Genomic DNA, 17,590 nt, shown 5'->3' with positions numbered 1-17,590 from the left:
GCCCTGCGGGTGCGCGCCCGCCCGTTCCGGGCGTAACGTCCAGAGATGATGTGCCGTGCGACGCGTCGGACGAGAAGCCGTTAGCCATGGTCCCGCCGACGGAGGAGTCCGGGCAGCCGGAGGTACTGGACCGGCTGCTCTCCCGCGTGCTGCGCGAGTCCGACGCGTACGGCGGCGGGATCTACGTTCTGACGGCGGGCGGCCAGGTGCTGTCCGCCGTGGTGCTCGCCGGGGTGCCGTCCAACCTCGCGATGCCGTGGGCCAGGGTGGGGATCTCCGCCTCGGGCCCCCTGGCGGAGGCGGTGCGCGAAGGCCGCCTGGTGTGGGTCGGAGCCGAGGGGGAGCTCGCCCGCCGCTACCCCCGGATCGGTCTCGCGCTGCCGTACTCGTTCGCCCTCGCGGCGGCCCCGGTGGTCAGCGCCCAGCAGACCTGGGGCGGGCTGCTGCTGCTGTGGCCGGGCTCCCATCCGCTGGTGATCGAGCCGCAGCGGCAACGGGCGATCGAGAAGGCGTCCGGATACGTCGGCGCGGCCCTGCGCCGGGCGGAGGAGAACGGCCGTCCGATCGCGGCCACCCCCGAACCGCGCATCGTGCCGGTGCCGCGGCGCCGGATGGTCACGCAGGCCGAGTCGCTGGCGGCGGTCGACTTCACCGAGAGGCTCCCCGAGGGCTGCTGCGCGCTCGACCTCGACGGCCGGATCACCTTCATCACCCCCACCGGGGCGGGCCTGGTCGGCAGCACCGTTCCGGAGCTGCTGGGGGCCAGGCCCTGGGAGGTCCTGCCCTGGCTGGACGACCCCGTGTTCGAGGACCGCTACCGGTCGGCCGTGATGAGCCGCCACGCCACGTCCTTCACGGCCCGGCGACCGGACGACCTGCGGCTGTCGTTCGAGCTGTATCCCGACGCCCGGGGGATCAGCGTGCGCATCGCCCGGTCCTCCCTGGCCGGGGCGGGGGCCGGAGCCGGCGCACCGGGCGCGGTCGTCGCCGCCCCGACGCCGCCGCCTCCGGACTCCGCCGTGATCCCGGAGGCGGGAGCCGCGCCGATGCGGGCGGGCGTGCTCTACCAGCTGGCCCATCTGGCGGCCGCGCTCACCGAAGCCCTCAGCGTGCCCGACGTGATCAAGCTGGTGGTCGACCAGATCGCTCCGAGCTTCGGCGCGCACGCGGTCGCCCTGTTCGCCGTACAGGCGGGCAAGCTGCGGCTGCGGGGCCGGCACGGCTACGCGGCCCGCGAGATGGAGCGGCTCGACGGCGTGCCGCTGTCGCCGGACCACCCGAGCGGCCGCGCGGTGACCACGGCCGAACCCGCCTTCTTCGCCTCCCGCCGCGAACTCCAGGACGCGTTCCCCCGCGCCGCGGACGACGACGGCAACCACGCGTGGGCGTTCCTGCCGCTCGTCGCCGCGGGCCGCCCCATCGGCTGCTGCGTCCTGGCCTACGACCGGCCGCACACCTTCGGGCACGACGAACGCGCCCTGCTGACCGCGTTCGGCGGTCTCGCCGCGCAGGCACTGGACCGCGCGCATCTGTACGACACCAAGAGCGGACTCGCCCGCAGCCTCCAGGCCAGCCTGCTGCCCCAGGCCCTGCCGGAGCTGACGGGCCTGGAAACCACGGCCCGCTATCTGCCGGCCACGCGCGGCATGGACGTCGGCGGCGACTTCTACGACCTGGTGCGCCTCGACGACACCACCGCCGCCGCCGTCATCGGCGACGTCCAGGGGCACAGCGTGACCGCCGCCGCCCTGATGGGGCAGGTCCGTACGGCCGTCCGGGCGCACGCCATCGGCGGGGCGGCGCCCGACGACGTCCTCGCCCGGACCAACCGGCTGCTCACCGACCTGAACCCGGGGCTCTTCACCAGCTGCCTGTACGTCCAGATCGACCTCGCCCGCCGACGGACGTGCATGGCGACGGCCGGTCACCTCCCGCCGCTGCTGCGGCATCCCGACGGGCGCACCGAGAGCGTCGCCGTGCCGCCGGGCCTCCTGCTCGGCATCGACCCCTCGGCGTCGTACGAGGCGATCGACGTCGACCTGCCGCCCGGCGCCGTCCTGGCGCTATTCACCGACGGCCTGGTGGAGAGCCCGGGCACCGACATCGAGGAGCAGACCGCCGGCCTCGCCGCCGCCCTGAGCGAGGGCGCCCAGCACCTGGAAAGCCTCGCCGACGCGCTCACGCGGCGCGCGTCGCGCCGGTCTCCCGACCGCACGGACGACACGGCGCTGTTCCTGCTGCGTCTCACGCCGTCGTAGCACGGCCACGGGCGGGGGCCGGTGCGCCCGGGAGTCGCTCGCGATGTTCTGGATCCGGTCCCGGCCGCGCTCCCGCGTCCGGGGCAGGTACGCGCGGACGATCCCGCCCGCGCCGACCGAGGGCCCCGGCGGGCGGGTCCGCACAGCACTGTGCCCCGGGAACCCGTCCCGGGGCACAGCGAGCGGCATCGGATGCCGTGGTCACACGAGGGGCGTCAGTTGGCGTCGACCAGGTCGTGCGCCGGGACGCTCACCGTACGGGCGCCGGCCCGGCCGCCGAGCACGACCTTCCGCAGGGCGCTGTTGTTCGTCAGGCTGGTCTCCTTGAGGCGCTTCTCGGGGTTGGCCAGCACCTGGATGTAGTACGTGCCGTTCGGCAGGTTGGTGATGTCGAACGACTGCCCGGGAAGGTCCTGGGTGTACGTGTCGCCGGAGCCGACGTCGAGCACCTCGCGGACGGAGATCGAGTTCTCCTGGCCGCACGCGGTGGACAGGTCGGTGTTGTCGGGGTGCCAGTTGGCGTTCTCCACCGTGTAGTCGACCGCGTCGGTGTTGGCCAGGCAGAACGCCTCCTTGCCGCTGCGGACCGTCTCCTTCTTGTCGGCCTTCAGCAGCCGGTAGCTGGCGAAGTCCGTGAAGTGCCAGTGCTCGTGGCCCGCGCGCGGGTCCCACTCCATGGTGCCCGTCGGGGTGTACCCGACCTGCTTGCCGTCGGCGTCGTAGAAGTACTGGTAGGCGTCCATCAGCTTCTTGCCGGGCGAGCGGAAGCCGTCGACCACCAGCTGCGCGGGGCCCGCGTTCCACACGTTGGCGCTGAAGGCCAGGTAGTCCTTGCCCCGCGTGCTGCCCTGCCCCTTGGTGGCCTGGATGCCGTAGGCCGGGAGGGAACGCAGGTCCGGCTTCGGCACGTCCGGGACGTTCGGCGCGCCGGTCGGCCGCTCGGCGGCGGGATCCACGGCGGGAGCCTTGCGCGAACCGTCGGTCTGCCCGGGCTCGTCACCGGCCGCGCCCGCCTTCAGCGCGGCCCTCTTGAGCGCCCACGGGAGGGCGGGAGGTGCGGGCGTGTGCGGCCCGTGACCCACGTTGTACGAGGGGCCGGCCCCGCTCGTCGGAGCGGCCGGCGCGGGTGCGCGCATCGCGCCGTGACCGGCGTGACCGGCCGCGTGCGACCCGTGCTTCATGGCGCTCGCCGCGCCCGCGCCCATGTCGTCGTAACTGCGCTCGCGGATGGTCACCTTGATGGTCTGCGGCTTGTTCTCGATGCCGAAGGCCAGGCGGTAGCGCTTGGCGACGGACACCTTGGCGGTGTACTTGCCGGCCGGCACGCGGACCGGCTCGGAGTAGTAGCCCGCGTAGGTGTTGGAGGCCCAGCCGTCCTCCACGCCCCAGACCGACCCGAGCGTGAACGGGTTGACGGGGCAGCTCTCCGGGTACTTCGACTTCGCCGGCGCGTCGGGACGTATCCGGCCGGAGGCGTTGTTCGGACAGAACGACTCCGTCTTGTCCATCACCTTCCTGCCGTTCGCGTCGGTGAGAGTCACGTGGGCGAAGCCCGGCAGCCCCGAGAAGTCCTTCACCAAGCCCGCGGGAAGGGTCTTGCTCCGCGTCTGCGCGCCCTCGCGGATGACCTGCGTGGCCACGACCGGGTCCTTGTAGGACTTGCGGGACACCCTGAGTTCGAGCGGCCCGTTCTCGGCCGTGAGGTACGTACCGAGATCCAGGTAGACACCCGGGTTCTCCTTGTACGAGTCGAGCGTCACCGACTTCGAGGCGGCGATCAGGCTGAGCTTCGGCGTGCTCTCGGCCTTCTCGTCCTCGGGTGCGGCCGCCACGGCGCCGGCGGTCACGGTGATCGCCGCCGCTGCGGCGATCAGTGAGCGCCACGGGCGGGCTTGGTGGAATCTGGTCATCGTCCCTCGTTTTCCGCGTGCGTGCTGCGAACTGGCTCCGGTCGATGAGAGTCGGTGGAGGGCCGCACGGGTTGTCTCGGGACGCGTGAGACGCACATCGTTGTCCGAAAACAGCCCTTGGGTGCCCAGTTCCAGCCGTTGCAGGTCGCTCTCGCCGCTCGGTGCGCCAGTTGTGGTAGGGCGAAGATACGGGGCGGCCGAACGCCGTGACCGACCGGCCCGGGGCGGACGCGTGAGGGGCCCGCCCGGCACGGTCGCCCGGACGCCCGATCAGCGGGCCGTACGGGAGACTTCGGCGTACAGGGCGGTACGCAGCCAGTCGTCGGCGGCGCCAGGGGTCGGTTCCGGCGAGCCGGACACTTCGGCGGTGAGCTGCCAGTATCGGTCGATGCGGGCCTCGGCGGCGAGCTGCCGGGCGAGGCCGCGACGGAACGCCGGGGTGTCCCGCGCACCGCTCGACCGGGCGTGGGAGGCCACGAAGCAGTCGAGCGCCTCGCCCTCCCGCGCCGGGCGCCCCGCCCGCACGTACGGCGCCGCCAGCGCGTACGCCTCACCGAGGCCGTCGTAGAGCACCGCGGGGCGGAAGCCCGGGCCGGGCCGGTGCGCCGCCGGCTGGCAGTGGTCGGCGCCGGGATGGACGCCGGTGGCGAGGGCGTGCAGCCGGGCGAAGGCGAGCACCTGGGCCGGGGCCGGGTCGGCCGGCGGCTGCGGGACGGCCTGTTCGAGGACGACGGAGACCAGGCGCGCCGGGAGGCGCGGCGGCAGCCAGCGCCGCCAGAACCGCACCAGGGCGGCCGTGCTGGGCGGCGAGGCCAGGGAGCCGACGAGGCGCAGCCGGTCGGCGCGTTCCTCGGCGGCGCAGTCCCGGAGCAGCTGGAGCGCGGCTTCCCGCCAGCGCAGCGCGGTCAGCTGCGAGCCGACTTCGCTGAGCCGCCCCGCGATGACGTCCTCCAGGGCGTCCTCCTGGTCGAGGACCCGGGCCACGTCCGTGACCGGCAGGTCCAGGGAGCGCAGCGAGCGGATCAGGTGCAGCCGGTCGAGTGCTTCCGGGCCGTAACGGCGGTGCCCGCCGGAGCTGCGGGCGGCTTCGGGCAGCAGACCGCGATCGGAGTAGAAGCGGACCGTCTTGACGGTGACGCCCGCGCGCTCGGCCAGCTCGCCGATGCTCAACACTCTGTCGGGGGACACGGCGTGAACCTCCCTCGGGGAAGACCTCACCGTACCGGCGAGCACGCGGGCGACCGCTGTCAGGTGAGGACGTGGACGCGCTGCGTGGTGAGTTCGTACCGCGCCCCGGCTATGGCGAGCCTGCCGGTGGCCACCCGCTCCGCGAGATCGCGGTCGGCCGCGAGACGCGAGCGGACCATGCCGACGTTGCGCGTGATGGTGGAGTCGATACGGGCGGCGCCCTGCTGCCCGTGGTCTATGGCCGGACGTATCTGATCGGCCACGTACTGGATGTGCGCGGGCAGTTCCTCACCCGTCTCGTCGGCGTGCACGGCCGCGGACACCGCGCCGCACGACTGGTGGCCGAGGACCAGGACCAGCGGGATGTCCAGTTCCAGGGCGCCGTACGCGATGCTGCCCAGGACGGCCTCGTCGAGGACCTCGCCGGCCGAGCGCACCGTCATGAGGTCGCCGAGCCCCTGGTCGAAGACGAGTTCCGGCGGCACCCGGCTGTCGATGCACCCCAGGACCACGGCGAACGGGTTCTGCCCCGCCACGAGTGACCGGCGCACGGCGGGTGTCTCGTGCGGATGCCGCTGCTGGAACGCCCGCCACCGGCGGTTGCCGGCGGCCAGCGCGCGCAGCGCCTCGTCGGGCGTGCGCGGCGTGCTCGCCGTCCTGGCCGGGGACCTGCCGGCGGCGGACGAGGCGCCCGCCCCGAGTCCCGTGCCGACGAGGGCGGTTGTGGCCGCGGCGGCTCGCAGGAGTGAGCGGCGCCCGGTGCTCACCGGCGCGGAGGGTGCGTGTCGATTGAAGGTCACGAGGGAGGAACGTAGCGGTCAACCTCTGGCCCGAGATTCATGCTTGTGATCTGTTGGCGCGGTCTTGAACATTCCATGGCCGAGCCCCGTCGACCGCTCGGGTCATGGCGCCTCGCGGGCGCACCGGCCGCGTCAGCGGCGCACGCCCCGGCGACGGCGGTGGTCCCTGATGACAGCGGCGTCGGCGAGCGCCAGCAGGGCCAGCACGGCGAACAACAGTGCGACGACGCCAAGCCCCCACGGGCTCGGGGCGAAGCCCGCCTGGGAGCGCCACGCCCAGACGCCGAACAGCACGGCGAGGGCCAGATACAGCGGCATGCGGACCGACGCCAGCAGATGCCTCAGCCGGTACGCGCGGCGCCGCGCCTGCGGCGGGGGAGGGGCGGCACCGGGACGCTGCCGTTCGTCCCGGTCCGGTGTGTTCTGGCGCATCGGCTGCTCCCGTGCCGCAGGATCCCTCTACCCAGGGTAGTCCCGTCCCCGCGACCGCCGGGGCCCCGCTCCTACTCCACCTTCCGCCGGTCCAGGCCGAGGACCGACGCGGTGTTCCTGGACGTCTTCTCGTCGACGATCGGCCCCGGGCCCAGCACCGCCGACGTCTGCCGGTCCGCCCAGAACCCGAGGTCGAGCGAGGTCTTGGTGAGCGCCTCCGAAGTCCCCAGGGCGGCCTGCTCGGGGCCGGCGGCCTGGGCCGACGAGGCGGCGCTGCCGAGTACCAGGAGATTGAGTGCCGCCGCCGCGGCGGCTGACCGGAGTTTCATGTGCCCACCTCTGTTGCAGGAACGTTCCCGACGGTCAACGAACACACCCGGTGAGCGTTACGAAGTCGCGCCGACCGGGTCACCCCGGTTCACGGACGCCCGGGCGCACGAGCAGGTGTACGACCCCGGCGCCCGGAAGCGGCTGACGGAGCTGACCCGCGCCCTCGTCGCCCGCGGCGGTATCAGTCCTCGGCGAGAATCGCCTCGATCCGCAGGAGTTCGTCCTCGCCGAACTTCAGCCGGCCGGCGGCCTCGACACTGTCGCGCAACTGCCGGGCGCTGCTCGCCCCGACGATCGCGGACGCCACCGTCTCGTCGCGCAGCGTCCAGGCGAGCGCGAGCTGGGCCAGCGACTGGCCCCGCTCCGCGGCGAGTTCGTTCAGCGAGCGCAGGCGCGCCACCAGCGGAGCGGTCACCGCGTCCGCCGTCAGGAACGGGCTCGTACCGGCGGCGCGGGAGCCCTCGGGGACTCCGTTCAGGTAGCGGTCGGTGAGCAGGCCCTGGGCGAGGGGCGAGTACGCCACGGCGCCGGCCCCCACCTCCCGCAGCGCGTCGAGCACGCCGTCCTCCGGGGCGCGGTCCAGCATCGAGTAGCGGGGCTGGTGGATCAGCAGGGGCGTGCCCAGTTCCCGCAGGATCGTCGCGGCCGTACGGGTCTGCTCGGCCGGGTAGTTGGAGATGCCCGCGTACAGCGCCTTGCCCTGCTGGACGGCGGAGTGCAGTGCGCCCATGGTCTCTTCGAGCGGGGTGTCGGGGTCGTACCGGTGCGAGTAGAAGATGTCCACGTGGTCGAGCCCCGTCCGGCGCAGGCTCTGGTCGAGGGACGCGAGCAGGTACTTGCGAGACCCCCACTCGCCGTACGGGCCGGGCCACATCAGGTACCCGGCCTTCGTGGAGACGACGACCTCGTCCCGGTGGCGCGCGAAGTCCTCCGCGAAGAGCCGGCCGAAGACCCGCTCGGCCTCACCGGGCGGCGGCCCGTAGTTGTTGGCGAGGTCGAAGTGGGTGACTCCGAGATCGAAGGCGCACCGCAGGATCTCGCGCTGGGTGTCCAGGGTGCGGTCGCTGCCGAAGTTGTGCCACAGGCCGAGCGACAGCGCCGGCAGCTTCAGGCCGCTGCGGCCGACCCGGCGGTACGGCATGGTGTCGTAGCGGCCGGAGTGTGCGGAGTACACGAAGGGTCTCCTCCGAGGAGTGCGGTTTCGGCGGGGGAACGCCGCGCGGCGCGCGTGCGCCCTCCCAGCCTGCCGGGCCACCGGCCATCCCGTCCAACAGAAGAATGCGAACACTTTGAGAAGCTAGGCTTCTGAATATGGAGCTGAGACACCTGGAGTACTTCGTCACCGTGGCCGAGGAATGCCACTTCACCCGGGCCGCGCAACGGCTCATGGTGTCGCAGTCCGGTCTTTCGGCGTCCGTGCGGGAACTGGAGCGGGAACTCGGCACCGCGCTGTTCGCCCGCACCACCCGGTCGGTCGGCCTGACGGACGCGGGGCGCGCCCTGCTGTCCGAGGCCCGCCGCACCCTCGCGGCGGCCCGCGCCGCCAAGGACGCGGTGGCCGCGGTCCAGGGCCTGCTGCGCGGCACGCTCACCGTCGGCACCGAGCAGTGCATCGCCGGGGTGCACGTCCCGGGGCTGCTGGCGCGCTTCCACCAGCGGCATCCCCAGGTCGAGATCCGGCTGCGGCAGGCGGGCTCGGCGCAGCTCATCGAGGAGGTCGGCAGCGGGCGGCTCGACCTGGCCTTCGCCATCGACTGCGGGGACACGCCCCGGACCGTACGGACCCTGCCGCTCACGGACGAGCCGATGCTGCTGCTCTGCCACCCGGAGCACGCGCTGGGCGGGGCCGAGGAGGTCTCCTGGCGGGAACTGCGCGACGAGCCCTTCATCGACTTCCACTCCGACTGGGGACCGCGCAGGGTCGGTGACGCGGCGTTCGCCGCCGCCGGGGTCGCGCGGCAGGTGTCGCTCGAGGTCAACGACGTCCACAGTCTCCTGGAACTGGTCCGCGAGTCGCTGGGCGTCGCGCTCGTCCCCCAGCACTTCACCCGCAAGCCGGAGGCGGCGGGGCTGCGGGCCGTCCCGCTGGCCGGCGCGCGACGGCTGACCTACAGCAGCGTCACCGCGCTCCCGCACGAGGAGGCGACGAGCCCGGCAGCCCGCGGCCTCGTCGACCTGCTGGAATCCACGGCTCCGTAGGGGGCGCGGGCTCACCGCCTGCCGCACCCCTCGGCGTCCCGTCCCGTCCCGCCGCGCGCCCCCGGACCGGTCACAGGCGCCGCAGCAGCCTCCGCAGGCGCCGCAGCGGACGGGGTGCGCGGACCGGCGGCGGCGCGCCGGCCGACCGCGGGTCGCCCGGCTGCCACAGGGGCACCTGCGGCATGAGGAAACGCGAGCCGGAGACCTCCATCGCGCAGAACAGCTCGCCGCCCATGTCCTCCAGGAAGATGCGGAAGGGCCGCGGCGGGTCCTCCGGCAGCTCGGCGCTCAGGATCGTGACGCTCTTGACGCGGCCCCGCTGGTACGCGACGACCTTGCCGTCCACCAGGAGCTCGATGCCCTCGTGGGGCCGCCCGACCTGGACGGTGATCGAATGCCCGTCCCGATCGAGGTGAAAACGGTGACCGCCGGCCATGCGAACCTCCCCGGGCGAAGCAGGACGTCCTGCTCCCAGGGTACGCAGCCGGGCCCACGACCGGGACTCGGAAGCCGGCGGGGGCGCCGCGGCCGCCCCCGCCGCCCCGACTACTTCTTGAAGCCGTAGTTCAGCGTCTTCTTCGCGTCCGCCGCGCGGTTCGCCTGGGAGGTGGAGGCGAGGACCGTGCCGACGACCGTCCTGCCGCCCCGGGTGGCCGCGTACACCAGGCAGTACCTGGCCTCGGGGCCCGAGCCTGTCTTGATGCCGATGGTGCCCGCGTAGGTGCCGAGGAGGGGGTTGGTGTTGGTCCACGACATGTAGCGGTAGCCGTTGTTGCGCGTGGTGACCTTCTGCTTGGTCGACCGCGTCTTCACCACCGTGCGGAACAGCGGGTACTTCATCGCGTCGGAGGCGAGCTTCGTGAGGTCGCGCGGCGTCGAGTAGTTCGCCTTGTTCCCGATGCCGTCGAACGAGTCGAAGTGCGTGTTGCGCAGACCCAGGGCCCGGGCGGTCGAGTTCATCCGGCCGATGAACGACTGCACCCGTTTCGCCCGTGTGGAGCCGCTGCCGAACCTGTCGGCCAGCGCGTACGCCGCGTCACAGCCGGACGGGAGCATGAGGCCGTACAGCAGCTGACGCACGGTGACCTTGTCGCCGACGATGAGCCGGGCCGACGAGGCGGTCTTCGCGACGATGTAGTCGCTGTACGCCTTCTGGACCGTGACCTTGGCATCCAGGTCGAGGTTCCGCTGCGCGAGGACCACCCGGGCCGTCATGATCTTCGCGGTGGAGCCGGTCGGCAGGCGCTTGTCGGCGGACTTGGCGAAGAGCGTCCTGCCCGTGCCGTTGTTCATCACGAAGCCGCCCTTCGCGGCGATCGTCGGCGGCCTGAGCGTGTCGGCCTGCGCCGCGGCGGAGAGCGGCCCGGCCGTCAGGACGGCCCCGGCGGTGACCGCCACTCCCGCCACGCGCAGAACGGCCCCGATGTCGGTTTTCACGATGGATACTCCAAACGCCCCCCGGGGGGCGGCCAGGTGAGGAATCCGGTCGTCCGTACAACGGCCGGCACCGGGCAATGGATGTGTCCTGAGTCCTCACGCGCCCCGAAGCGGGGGGCGCACGCCGCCGAGGCGGGCAGCGCTCAGCCCGTGGCGCCGGCCGGGCGCCGGCCCGGCTCCCGCGGCGTCGCGCCCGCCACGTACGCGCGAAAGCCGGTCCGCCGCCCCAGGTCCGGGAGCGGATGGACGTGCCAGCCGCGGGCGTACGCCGGGGGCCGCGCCCTGGCCGAGACCAGGACCGCGACGGGCCGGCGCAGCGCCGTGGCGGCCAGGGCGCGCGCGGTGGTGCTCCCGTCGTGACCACTGGGCTGGCGGGAGGCGCACCCCGTACGGAACGCGACCCGGACCGCCTCCTCGCCGCTGACCACGCACGGCGGACGCACCCCCGCGGCCCGCAGCTCCGCCGCGATCCGGGTGAGGTCGCCGGTGTCGCGCCGTACCCGGTCCGTGATCGACCCGAGGACGGCGTACTGGACCGCCAGATGGGCGGCGACGGCCACGGCGACGATCCCGGCCGCGGTACGCCGCCACCGGGCCCCGGGCCGGCAGGCGCCGACCAGGCACTGAGCCACGGGCAGGGCCAGCAGCGCGTACGCCGGGAGCAGGAAGCGCGGCGCCGCGTACCCGACGGCGAACAGGTACGGCGCCGCGAGCGCCGCGCCCACCCCCGTGGCCAGCACGACCGGCACCCGCCGCCCGGCGCGCCCGGCGGCCCGCACACCGCCCGCCACGAACAGCGGCAGCGCGAAGAACCAGAGCGCGGACGCGGGGTGGCGCCAGGGCACGTCGCACGGCCGGCACAGCGCCCGGCCGCCCAGGGCCCGCACGTGGTCGTCGACGGCGAAGTACCAGCCGAGGTGCCCCTGGATCTCACTGGCCCGCCGCAGCCGGGCGGTGAGACCGCCGTAGTGGACGTACGCCTCCGCCACCCACTCGGCGCAGCCGAGCGCCGCGCCGGCCGCCGCCACCACGACCAACGGGACCCTGCGCCGCGCGCGTGGCGTCACCAGGGCCGCCACGGCGAGCGCGAGGAGCAGCCACACCGCGTCGGTCGGACGCATCAGCGCGGCGAACGCCACCCCGGCGCCCGTGCCGATCAGCGCCCGGCGGTCACCCGGGTCGCGGGCCGCCCGCAGGAAGCACCCGGTGGCGGCGAGGGTCCCGTAGGCGACCCAGAGGTTCGGCATGGCCTGCGAGGCGTAGAACATCGTGACCCACAGGCTCGCGAACAGCGCCCCCGCCACCGCGAGCACCGGAGCGGGCAGCAGCCGCCGCCACACCCACAGCGCGAGGAACAGGCCGCCGCCGGCCAGCACGGCCACGTACAGGCGCAGCGCCGCGACCGACGTGGTCACCGCCGTGACCGGCGCGACCAGATAGGTGATCCCCCGGGCCCGGGGCGCGCTGAAGAACGCCGCCGGCGCCTGCGGGCTCACCTGGCTGACGTACACCGTCTCGTCCCAGCCGAGTCCCAGACCGGGGGCGACCAGGGCGAGGTGGACGAGGGCGAAGGCGGTGGCGACGGCGGCGAGCAGGGGCAGCGGGCGCGCGGACCCGCCGTCCGGGGAGCGGCGCTCGCGCGTTTCGACCGGCACACGGAACGGCGTGCCGGTGACGAAGCGTGTCTCGTACATGACCTGGCCTCGCTCGGGGGTACGGCGGGGGGACGGTTCCCCGGCCCCGTCCCTCTCACGCTGCGGGCGGTGGCGCCCGGGCCACCACGCGGGGGAGGCACTCGGCGCAGCGGTTCTCCCGAACGAGTGAGGCGGCGCGGTCCGGCGGCCGTGGTTAGCATCCGACGGGGGGCAGCCCATCGATGGCACGGAGGCCGTCATGCAGCAGACACCCTCGTCACGTCTGTCGGCGAACCGCTCACGTCTCGCCCACAAGGTGCGGTACGCGCTGAGGCACCCGGAGCGCGTCGTGCCCCATCTGCGCCGGGCGGGGCGGGACGGCTGGCTGCGGCTGCGGCACCGGGGGAGCCATGTGGCCTACTACCGGGCGGTCATGGCGTCCGACACGGCGCGCAGCCCGGAGGCGGCCGTCGGCGGCAGCCCCTCGCGCGACCGCTGGCTGGCCATCGGGCAGATGCAGTACGACTACCTGCTGCGGCACGGGCTGAAGCCGCACGACCGGATGCTGGAGATCGGCTGCGGCAACCTGCGCGCCGGATGGCGTTTCATCGCGTACCTGGAGCCCGGCCACTACTACGGGATCGACATCTCGCCCGACATCCTCATGGAGGCCAAGAAGACCCTGGTCGCCTACGGACTCCAGGCGAAGCTGCCGTACCTGACGCCGGTCGCGGACCTGAAGATGGACTTCCTGCCCGACGGCTGGTTCACGGTGGTGCACGCCCACAGCGTCTTCTCGCACTCCCCGCCGCAGGTGATCGACGAATGCCTGGCGCATGTCGGCCGCGTCCTGGCGCCCGGCGGCCACTTCGACTTCACCTTCGACCGTACGGAGGGAGCCGAACACCAGGTGCTGCGGGAGGACTTCTACTACCGCACCGGGACGCTGGTGCGGCTGGCGGCGAAGCACGGCCTCGAAGCCCGCCTCATGGACGACTGGGAGCGGCTGCCGCACGGCCAGTCCAAGATCCGGGTCACCCATCCGGCGGCCGGGCCGGCTCCCGGCGCGGCCGCCGTGGACGACGTACCCGTGGCGGAGACCTGAGCGCGGCGGCCGTGTCCTAGCCGCCGGCGGTGGCGGCTGGATCCGGCCGTTCCGGCGGGCCGAGCTCGGCGGCCAGGGCACCCCGCAGCAGTGCGCGGGCGCGCTCCAGGGAGAGCGAGCCGCTGAGCCAGCGTTCGCTGAGACCCTCCACGAGGGTCGTCAGGCGCTCGGCCGCGTCGGCGGCGCTCACCTCGCCATCGACGGTGCCGGCCTCCTGCGCCCGGCCGATGAGCTCGGCGGCGTACGCGTTCCACTCGTACGTCGAGTCCCGGATCTGCTCGCGCAGTTCGGACTCGAAGACGGCGGTGGCCCGCAGCTCGCCCCAGGCGATGCTGTTCTCCACCACGGCGGGCACTTCCTGGAGTTCGAGCAGCAGCATCTGCTCCAGGGCCGCGCGCGGACCGCGGTCCACGGACGCGGAGGGCTCGGTGTAGCGCTCGGCACGTCCGCTGATGAACTCCAGGGTGCGGCGCATCAGTCCGGCGCGGTCGCCGAAGTGGTAGTAGATGAGCGCGGTCGAGACCTCGGCCTCCGCCGCCAGTTCTTCCACGCGGAGAAGGCATCACCGACTGCCATGTCGACGCGCTGGCACGGTTCGCCGGACCCGGCGTCGTCGTACTCGGCCGGCCGGCCTCCGGCGGGCCGGCCGTGTGGACACGGGTCCACGCACAGGCGCGCACGGCCCTGGAGTCGGCGACGGACGCCCGGGGCAGGCGACTGGAGATCGTGGAGCTGCCCGAGCCGGACCCGGCGGAACTCGGGCGGCGGGGACCGGAGTTCCTGGGCTCCTACGTCAACTACTACGTGGTCAACGACGCGGTGATCCTCCCGCGCTTCGGCGACCGCCGGGCGGACGACCGCGCCGCGTCGATCGTCCGCGACCTCCACCCGGGGCGTACCGTCGTCCCACTGGGCATCGACATGCTGGCCGAGGGCGGCGGCGGGATCCACTGCGCCACCCAGCAGCGGCCGGCGGGCTGAACGCCCGCCGCGCGGCCCGCGCGTCGCGAGCGCGCGGCCCGGCGCCGCGCTACTGGCCGCGGGCCGGCTGGTTGGCGATCAGCAGGGTGACACCGGCGCGGCGAAAGCCCAGACGGGCGTAGATGCGGGCGACCGCCTCGTCGGCGTAGGCGAGGAAGACGGTGTGCACGCCGTTGTCCCGCGCGTGGGCGGCCGCGGCCGCCATGACGGCGGCGCCGAGCCCCTGGCGGCGGGCGGCCGGCAGGGTGCCGATGCCGCCGATCTCGGTGGCGCCGCCCGCCGGGTGGTAGTGGCCGGCGGCGAGCGGGGTGCCGTCCCCGGCGAAGGCGGCGACGAGCTTCTTGTGGCCGGCGTACAGCGAGGGAAGGGTCGTCGCCACCGTGCCGTCCGCGGTGAGCCGCGCGGCCACCGCCGCCAGCTCCGCCCGGCCCGCCGCGCCCACAGCGGTGCCTTCGGCGCCGAAGGCGAGGTGGGGGATGGCCAGTACGGCGGGCAGGGCCGGGTCGTCCGCGTCCACCACGCGGACCGTGACGCCTTCGGGCAGCTTCGGCGCGGGCAGCGGGAGGTGCGGGTCGAGGACCATCAGCGGGCGCTCCGCCACCGAAAGGCCGGCCGCCTCGACACGGGCCCGCAGCGCCGGTGCGACCTCGGCGAGCCACTCGAAGGACTCGGGCACACCGAGTTCACGCTGGCGGGCCCGCACCCGGGCGATGTCGGCGTCCGTGACGTCCGGTGCGCCGGCCGAAGCGGGGCGGGCGTGGAACGGGCCGCCGTAGTACGGGGCGCCCGGCTCCTTCCGTACGAACAGGCGCAGGGAGCCGAACTCCTCGGCTTCGGCGAACAGCAGCGGCACGGTGGCGTAGTACCGCTCCATGCGGTCGCGCGGGGACGTCTCGGTCATGCGGTACATCCCATCACGGGGCCCCGCAGCCCACGGGGCCCCGCACCGCATCGTGACGGACCGGCCGGGCTCAGGCCGCGGCGGGTGTGTAGTGCGAGGCGTCGTCGCCCTCCACGGTGCGGCTGAGTGTGCCGTCGACCCCGGCCGGTACGTCGCCGGCGACCGTCACCCGGTGCAGCAGGCGCGGCAGGTCGCCGTAGTCGTCCGGGGCGTAGTGCTGGGTGGCGCGGTTGTCGAACAGGACGAGGTCGCCGGGCGTCCAGGCCACGCGCACCACGTTCTCGGGGCGGGTGACGTACGACTGGAACAGCCGCAGGAGGTCACGGGAGTCGGACGGGCCCAGCCCCACGATGCTCTGCGCGAAGCCGCCGATGAACAGTCCCCGCTCGCCGGTCTCGGGGTGGACCCGGACGACCGGGTGGACGGTGCGGTAGGTGCGGGACACGAACTGCCTGCGGTGCTCGGCGGCCTTCTCGGACTTCGGCGCGGCGTAGTCGTAGGCGTTGGTGTGCACCGCCCAGAGCTTGTCCGCGAGCTCCCGCAGCGGCTCGGGCAGATCCCGGTACGCGGCGGCCGAGTTGGCGATGAGGGTGTTGCCGCCGTACGGCGGGACCACGAGGGCCCGGAGCGTGGACGCCTTGGGCGGCGTACGGACGAAAGTGACGTCGGTGTGCCAGTGGTTGGCGCGAATGCCCTCGTCGCCGTCGACGGGCAGGATGTGGGGCCGGCCGTCCACGGAGGGGACGGTGGGGTGCGCCGTGGTGAGCTCGCCGAAGAGCGCGGCGAAGCGAAGCTGGGCCTCGTCGTCGAGGCGCTGGTCGCGGAAGACGAGCGCCTTGTGCTCCAGGAGCGCGGAGTTGATCTCGGTGACGAGGGCGGGATCGAGAGCGCGGGAGGCGTCCACGCCGAGGATCTCGGCGCCGATGCGTCCGCCGATCCGCCGGATGTCGAAGCCGGTACCGGTGGTGGTCATGGATGGGGTCCTTTCAGGAGGTGCGGGACGGTCGGGTGGGGCGCGGTCGTCGGCGGCGCGGCAGGGGCGGCGTCACGCCCGCCGCTCCGGTGCGGCGGCCGCCGCACCGGCCGGCCGGCCGCCGGGGCGGGGGAGGCCGTAGTGCTCGCGCAGCGTGCGGCCGGTGTACTCCGTACGGAACAGACCGCGGCGCTGAAGGATGGGCACGACCTGGTCGACGAAGTCGTCGAGCCCGCCGGGCAGATGCGGCGCCATGATGTTGAACCCGTCGGCGGCGCCGTGCGTGAACCACTCCTCCAGCTGGTCGGCCGTCTGCTCGGGGGTGCCGGCGAACACGCGGTGGCCGCGTCCGCCGCCGAGACGGGCGATGAGTTCGCGCAGCGTCAGGCCGTCGCGGCGGGCGAGTTCGGCGACGAGGGTGAACCGGCTCTTGTTGCCGTTGATGTCGCGTTCCTCGGGCAGTTCCGGCAGCGGCCCGTCCAGGGGCAGGCCGGTCAGGTCGGTGCCGAGCATCCCGGACAGCTGGGCGAGTCCGTACTCCGGCACCTGCAGGTCGGTGAGCTCCTGCTCCAGCGCCCGCGCCTCGGCCTCCGTCGACCCGAGGACGGGGCAGATGCCGGGCAGGATCCTCAGGTCGTCCTCGGCCCGTCCGTGGCGCGCCAGACGGGACTTGAGGTCCTTGTAGAACGACTGGCCGTCGGCGAGCGTCTGCTGGGCGGTGAACACGGCTTCGGCGTACCGGGCGGCGAACTCCTTGCCGTCCTCCGAGGAACCGGCCTGCACCAGCAGCGGGTGCCCCTGCGGGCCACGCGGTACGTTCAGCGGGCCCCGGACGCCGAAGTGCTCGCCCCGGTGATTGATCTCGTGGACCTTGTCGGTGTCGGCGTACACACCCCGCTCGCGGTCGAGCAGGATCGCGTCGTCCTCCCAGCTGTCCCACAGCTTGACGGCGACCTCGACGAACTCGCGGGCCCGCTCGTAGCGCAGGCCGTGCTCCAGGTGCTCGTCCTGCCCGAAGTTGCGCGCCTCGTCGGCGGTGCCCGAGGTGACGATGTTCCAGCCGGCCCGGCCACCGCTGATGTGGTCCAGCGAGGCGAACTTGCGGGCGGTGTGGAACGGTTCGTTGAAGGTGGTCGAGACGGTGGCGATCAGGCCGATGTGCTCGGTGACCGCCGCCAGGGCGGACAGCAGGGTGAGCGGTTCGAAGCCGCCCAGCGCGTTGTGCCGGACCTTGCCCCACAGGGCGAGGCCGTCGGCGAGGAACACCGAGTCGAGCAGGCCCCGCTCGGCGGTGCGCGCGAGTTCCTGGAAGTAGCGCAGGTCGGTGACGCGTTCGGGCTGCGTACGGGGATGGCGCCAGGCGGCCTCGTGATGGCCGGCGTTCATCAGGAACGCGTTGAGATGCAGCCGGCGGGGCGGGGACGTGGGCATGGGGATTCCTC

At 73.6% G+C, this 17,590-nt stretch carries 17 protein-coding genes; 4 read left to right on the top strand and 13 right to left on the bottom strand.

Going from position 1 to position 17,590, the window contains the following annotated elements; all coding sequences use genetic code 11:
* Positions 1-86 precede the first annotated feature (86 nt).
* On the top strand, positions 87-2,258 hold the full coding sequence (locus E2E34_RS03820) for a SpoIIE family protein phosphatase (protein ID WP_138900465.1): 2,172 nt from the start codon (positions 87-89) through the stop codon (positions 2,256-2,258).
* A gap of 215 nt (positions 2,259-2,473) precedes the next feature.
* Here E2E34_RS03820 and E2E34_RS03815 read toward each other — a convergent pair whose 3' ends face one another.
* The 6 genes from E2E34_RS03815 to E2E34_RS03790 form a co-directional block, all read right to left on the bottom strand.
* A complete protein-coding gene (locus tag E2E34_RS03815) occupies positions 2,474-4,168 on the bottom strand; it encodes a lysyl oxidase family protein (protein ID WP_138900464.1) in 1,695 nt (564 codons plus the stop codon).
* A gap of 270 nt (positions 4,169-4,438) precedes the next feature.
* The gene (locus tag E2E34_RS03810; RefSeq protein WP_244315497.1) at positions 4,439-5,356 is read right to left on the bottom strand and encodes a helix-turn-helix domain-containing protein; all 918 of its coding nucleotides are present in this window, start codon (positions 5,354-5,356) and stop codon (positions 4,439-4,441) included.
* 59 nt (positions 5,357-5,415) lie between these two features.
* Positions 5,416-6,123 (bottom strand): carbonic anhydrase, encoded by a 708-nt coding sequence (locus E2E34_RS03805; RefSeq protein ID WP_244315496.1) that lies wholly within the window; start codon positions 6,121-6,123, stop codon positions 5,416-5,418.
* A 165-nt stretch (positions 6,124-6,288) separates the two neighbouring features.
* Positions 6,289-6,588, bottom strand: a complete 300-nt coding sequence (locus E2E34_RS03800; RefSeq protein WP_244315495.1) for a hypothetical protein — start codon at positions 6,586-6,588, stop codon at positions 6,289-6,291.
* Between the two features lie 71 nt (positions 6,589-6,659).
* Positions 6,660-6,917: a hypothetical protein gene (locus tag E2E34_RS03795; RefSeq protein WP_138900462.1), complete on the bottom strand. Its 258-nt coding sequence runs from the start codon at positions 6,915-6,917 to the stop codon at positions 6,660-6,662.
* A gap of 182 nt (positions 6,918-7,099) precedes the next feature.
* Positions 7,100-8,092, bottom strand: a complete 993-nt coding sequence (locus E2E34_RS03790; RefSeq protein WP_138900461.1) for an aldo/keto reductase — start codon at positions 8,090-8,092, stop codon at positions 7,100-7,102.
* Positions 8,093-8,229: 137 nt separating this feature from the next.
* On the opposite strand from E2E34_RS03790, the gene E2E34_RS03785 reads away from it, so the two are divergent.
* Positions 8,230-9,117 carry a LysR family transcriptional regulator gene (locus tag E2E34_RS03785; RefSeq protein ID WP_138900460.1) on the top strand — a complete coding sequence of 296 codons (888 nt, stop codon included), beginning with the start codon at positions 8,230-8,232 and terminating at the stop codon, positions 9,115-9,117.
* A gap of 70 nt (positions 9,118-9,187) precedes the next feature.
* Here the strand turns inward: E2E34_RS03785 and E2E34_RS03780 are convergent, their stop codons facing one another.
* The 3 genes from E2E34_RS03780 to E2E34_RS03770 form a co-directional block, all read right to left on the bottom strand.
* On the bottom strand, positions 9,188-9,553 hold the full coding sequence (locus E2E34_RS03780) for a hypothetical protein (RefSeq protein WP_138900459.1): 366 nt from the start codon (positions 9,551-9,553) through the stop codon (positions 9,188-9,190).
* 110 nt (positions 9,554-9,663) lie between these two features.
* Positions 9,664-10,554 (bottom strand): D-alanyl-D-alanine carboxypeptidase family protein, encoded by an 891-nt coding sequence (locus E2E34_RS03775; protein WP_244315494.1) that lies wholly within the window; start codon positions 10,552-10,554, stop codon positions 9,664-9,666.
* Positions 10,555-10,697: 143 nt separating this feature from the next.
* Entirely contained in the window at positions 10,698-12,248 is a 1,551-nt protein-coding gene (locus tag E2E34_RS03770; RefSeq protein ID WP_138900458.1) for an ArnT family glycosyltransferase, read from the bottom strand.
* Between the two features lie 199 nt (positions 12,249-12,447).
* On the opposite strand from E2E34_RS03770, the gene E2E34_RS03765 reads away from it, so the two are divergent.
* Entirely contained in the window at positions 12,448-13,293 is an 846-nt protein-coding gene (locus E2E34_RS03765) for a class I SAM-dependent methyltransferase (RefSeq protein WP_138900457.1), read from the top strand.
* A 16-nt stretch (positions 13,294-13,309) separates the two neighbouring features.
* Here the strand turns inward: E2E34_RS03765 and E2E34_RS03760 are convergent, their stop codons facing one another.
* A complete protein-coding gene (locus E2E34_RS03760) occupies positions 13,310-13,843 on the bottom strand; it encodes a TetR family transcriptional regulator C-terminal domain-containing protein (RefSeq protein ID WP_244315493.1) in 534 nt (177 codons plus the stop codon).
* A gap of 11 nt (positions 13,844-13,854) precedes the next feature.
* On the opposite strand from E2E34_RS03760, the gene E2E34_RS03755 reads away from it, so the two are divergent.
* Positions 13,855-14,274 carry an agmatine deiminase family protein gene (locus tag E2E34_RS03755; RefSeq protein WP_138900456.1) on the top strand — a complete coding sequence of 140 codons (420 nt, stop codon included), beginning with the start codon at positions 13,855-13,857 and terminating at the stop codon, positions 14,272-14,274.
* Between the two features lie 49 nt (positions 14,275-14,323).
* Here E2E34_RS03755 and E2E34_RS03750 read toward each other — a convergent pair whose 3' ends face one another.
* The 3 genes from E2E34_RS03750 to E2E34_RS03740 form a co-directional block, all read right to left on the bottom strand.
* Complete coding sequence (locus E2E34_RS03750) at positions 14,324-15,175, bottom strand: GNAT family N-acetyltransferase (protein ID WP_138900455.1); 852 nt, start codon at positions 15,173-15,175, stop codon at positions 14,324-14,326.
* Between the two features lie 70 nt (positions 15,176-15,245).
* Positions 15,246-16,148, bottom strand: coding sequence for a TauD/TfdA dioxygenase family protein (locus E2E34_RS03745; protein ID WP_138900454.1), 903 nt, complete (start codon positions 16,146-16,148; stop codon positions 15,246-15,248).
* Between the two features lie 72 nt (positions 16,149-16,220).
* Positions 16,221-17,579: an LLM class flavin-dependent oxidoreductase gene (locus E2E34_RS03740; protein ID WP_138900453.1), complete on the bottom strand. Its 1,359-nt coding sequence runs from the start codon at positions 17,577-17,579 to the stop codon at positions 16,221-16,223.
* Between the last annotated feature and the right edge of the window lie 11 nt (positions 17,580-17,590).

The sequence above is a fragment of the Streptomyces albidochromogenes genome, assembly GCF_005981925.1.
GTDB classification, from domain to species: domain Bacteria; phylum Actinomycetota; class Actinomycetes; order Streptomycetales; family Streptomycetaceae; genus Streptomyces; species Streptomyces albidochromogenes.
This window is presented reverse-complemented; position numbering and strand designations above follow the sequence as displayed.

What these genes read in the sequence shown, in the direction of transcription:
- E2E34_RS03820 (WP_138900465.1), top strand. Translation starts at nt 87, where the DNA reads ATGGTCCCGCCGACGGAGGAGTCCGGGCAGCCGGAGGTACTGGACCGG.
- E2E34_RS03815 (WP_138900464.1), bottom strand. Translation starts at nt 4,168, where the DNA reads ATGACCAGATTCCACCAAGCCCGCCCGTGGCGCTCACTGATCGCCGCA.
- E2E34_RS03800 (WP_244315495.1), bottom strand. Translation starts at nt 6,588, where the DNA reads ATGCGCCAGAACACACCGGACCGGGACGAACGGCAGCGTCCCGGTGCC.
- E2E34_RS03795 (WP_138900462.1), bottom strand. Translation starts at nt 6,917, where the DNA reads ATGAAACTCCGGTCAGCCGCCGCGGCGGCGGCACTCAATCTCCTGGTA.
- E2E34_RS03785 (WP_138900460.1), top strand. Translation starts at nt 8,230, where the DNA reads ATGGAGCTGAGACACCTGGAGTACTTCGTCACCGTGGCCGAGGAATGC.
- E2E34_RS03780 (WP_138900459.1), bottom strand. Translation starts at nt 9,553, where the DNA reads ATGGCCGGCGGTCACCGTTTTCACCTCGATCGGGACGGGCATTCGATC.
- E2E34_RS03770 (WP_138900458.1), bottom strand. Translation starts at nt 12,248, where the DNA reads ATGTACGAGACACGCTTCGTCACCGGCACGCCGTTCCGTGTGCCGGTC.
- E2E34_RS03765 (WP_138900457.1), top strand. Translation starts at nt 12,448, where the DNA reads ATGCAGCAGACACCCTCGTCACGTCTGTCGGCGAACCGCTCACGTCTC.
- E2E34_RS03750 (WP_138900455.1), bottom strand. Translation starts at nt 15,175, where the DNA reads ATGACCGAGACGTCCCCGCGCGACCGCATGGAGCGGTACTACGCCACC.
- E2E34_RS03745 (WP_138900454.1), bottom strand. Translation starts at nt 16,148, where the DNA reads ATGACCACCACCGGTACCGGCTTCGACATCCGGCGGATCGGCGGACGC.
- E2E34_RS03740 (WP_138900453.1), bottom strand. Translation starts at nt 17,579, where the DNA reads ATGCCCACGTCCCCGCCCCGCCGGCTGCATCTCAACGCGTTCCTGATG.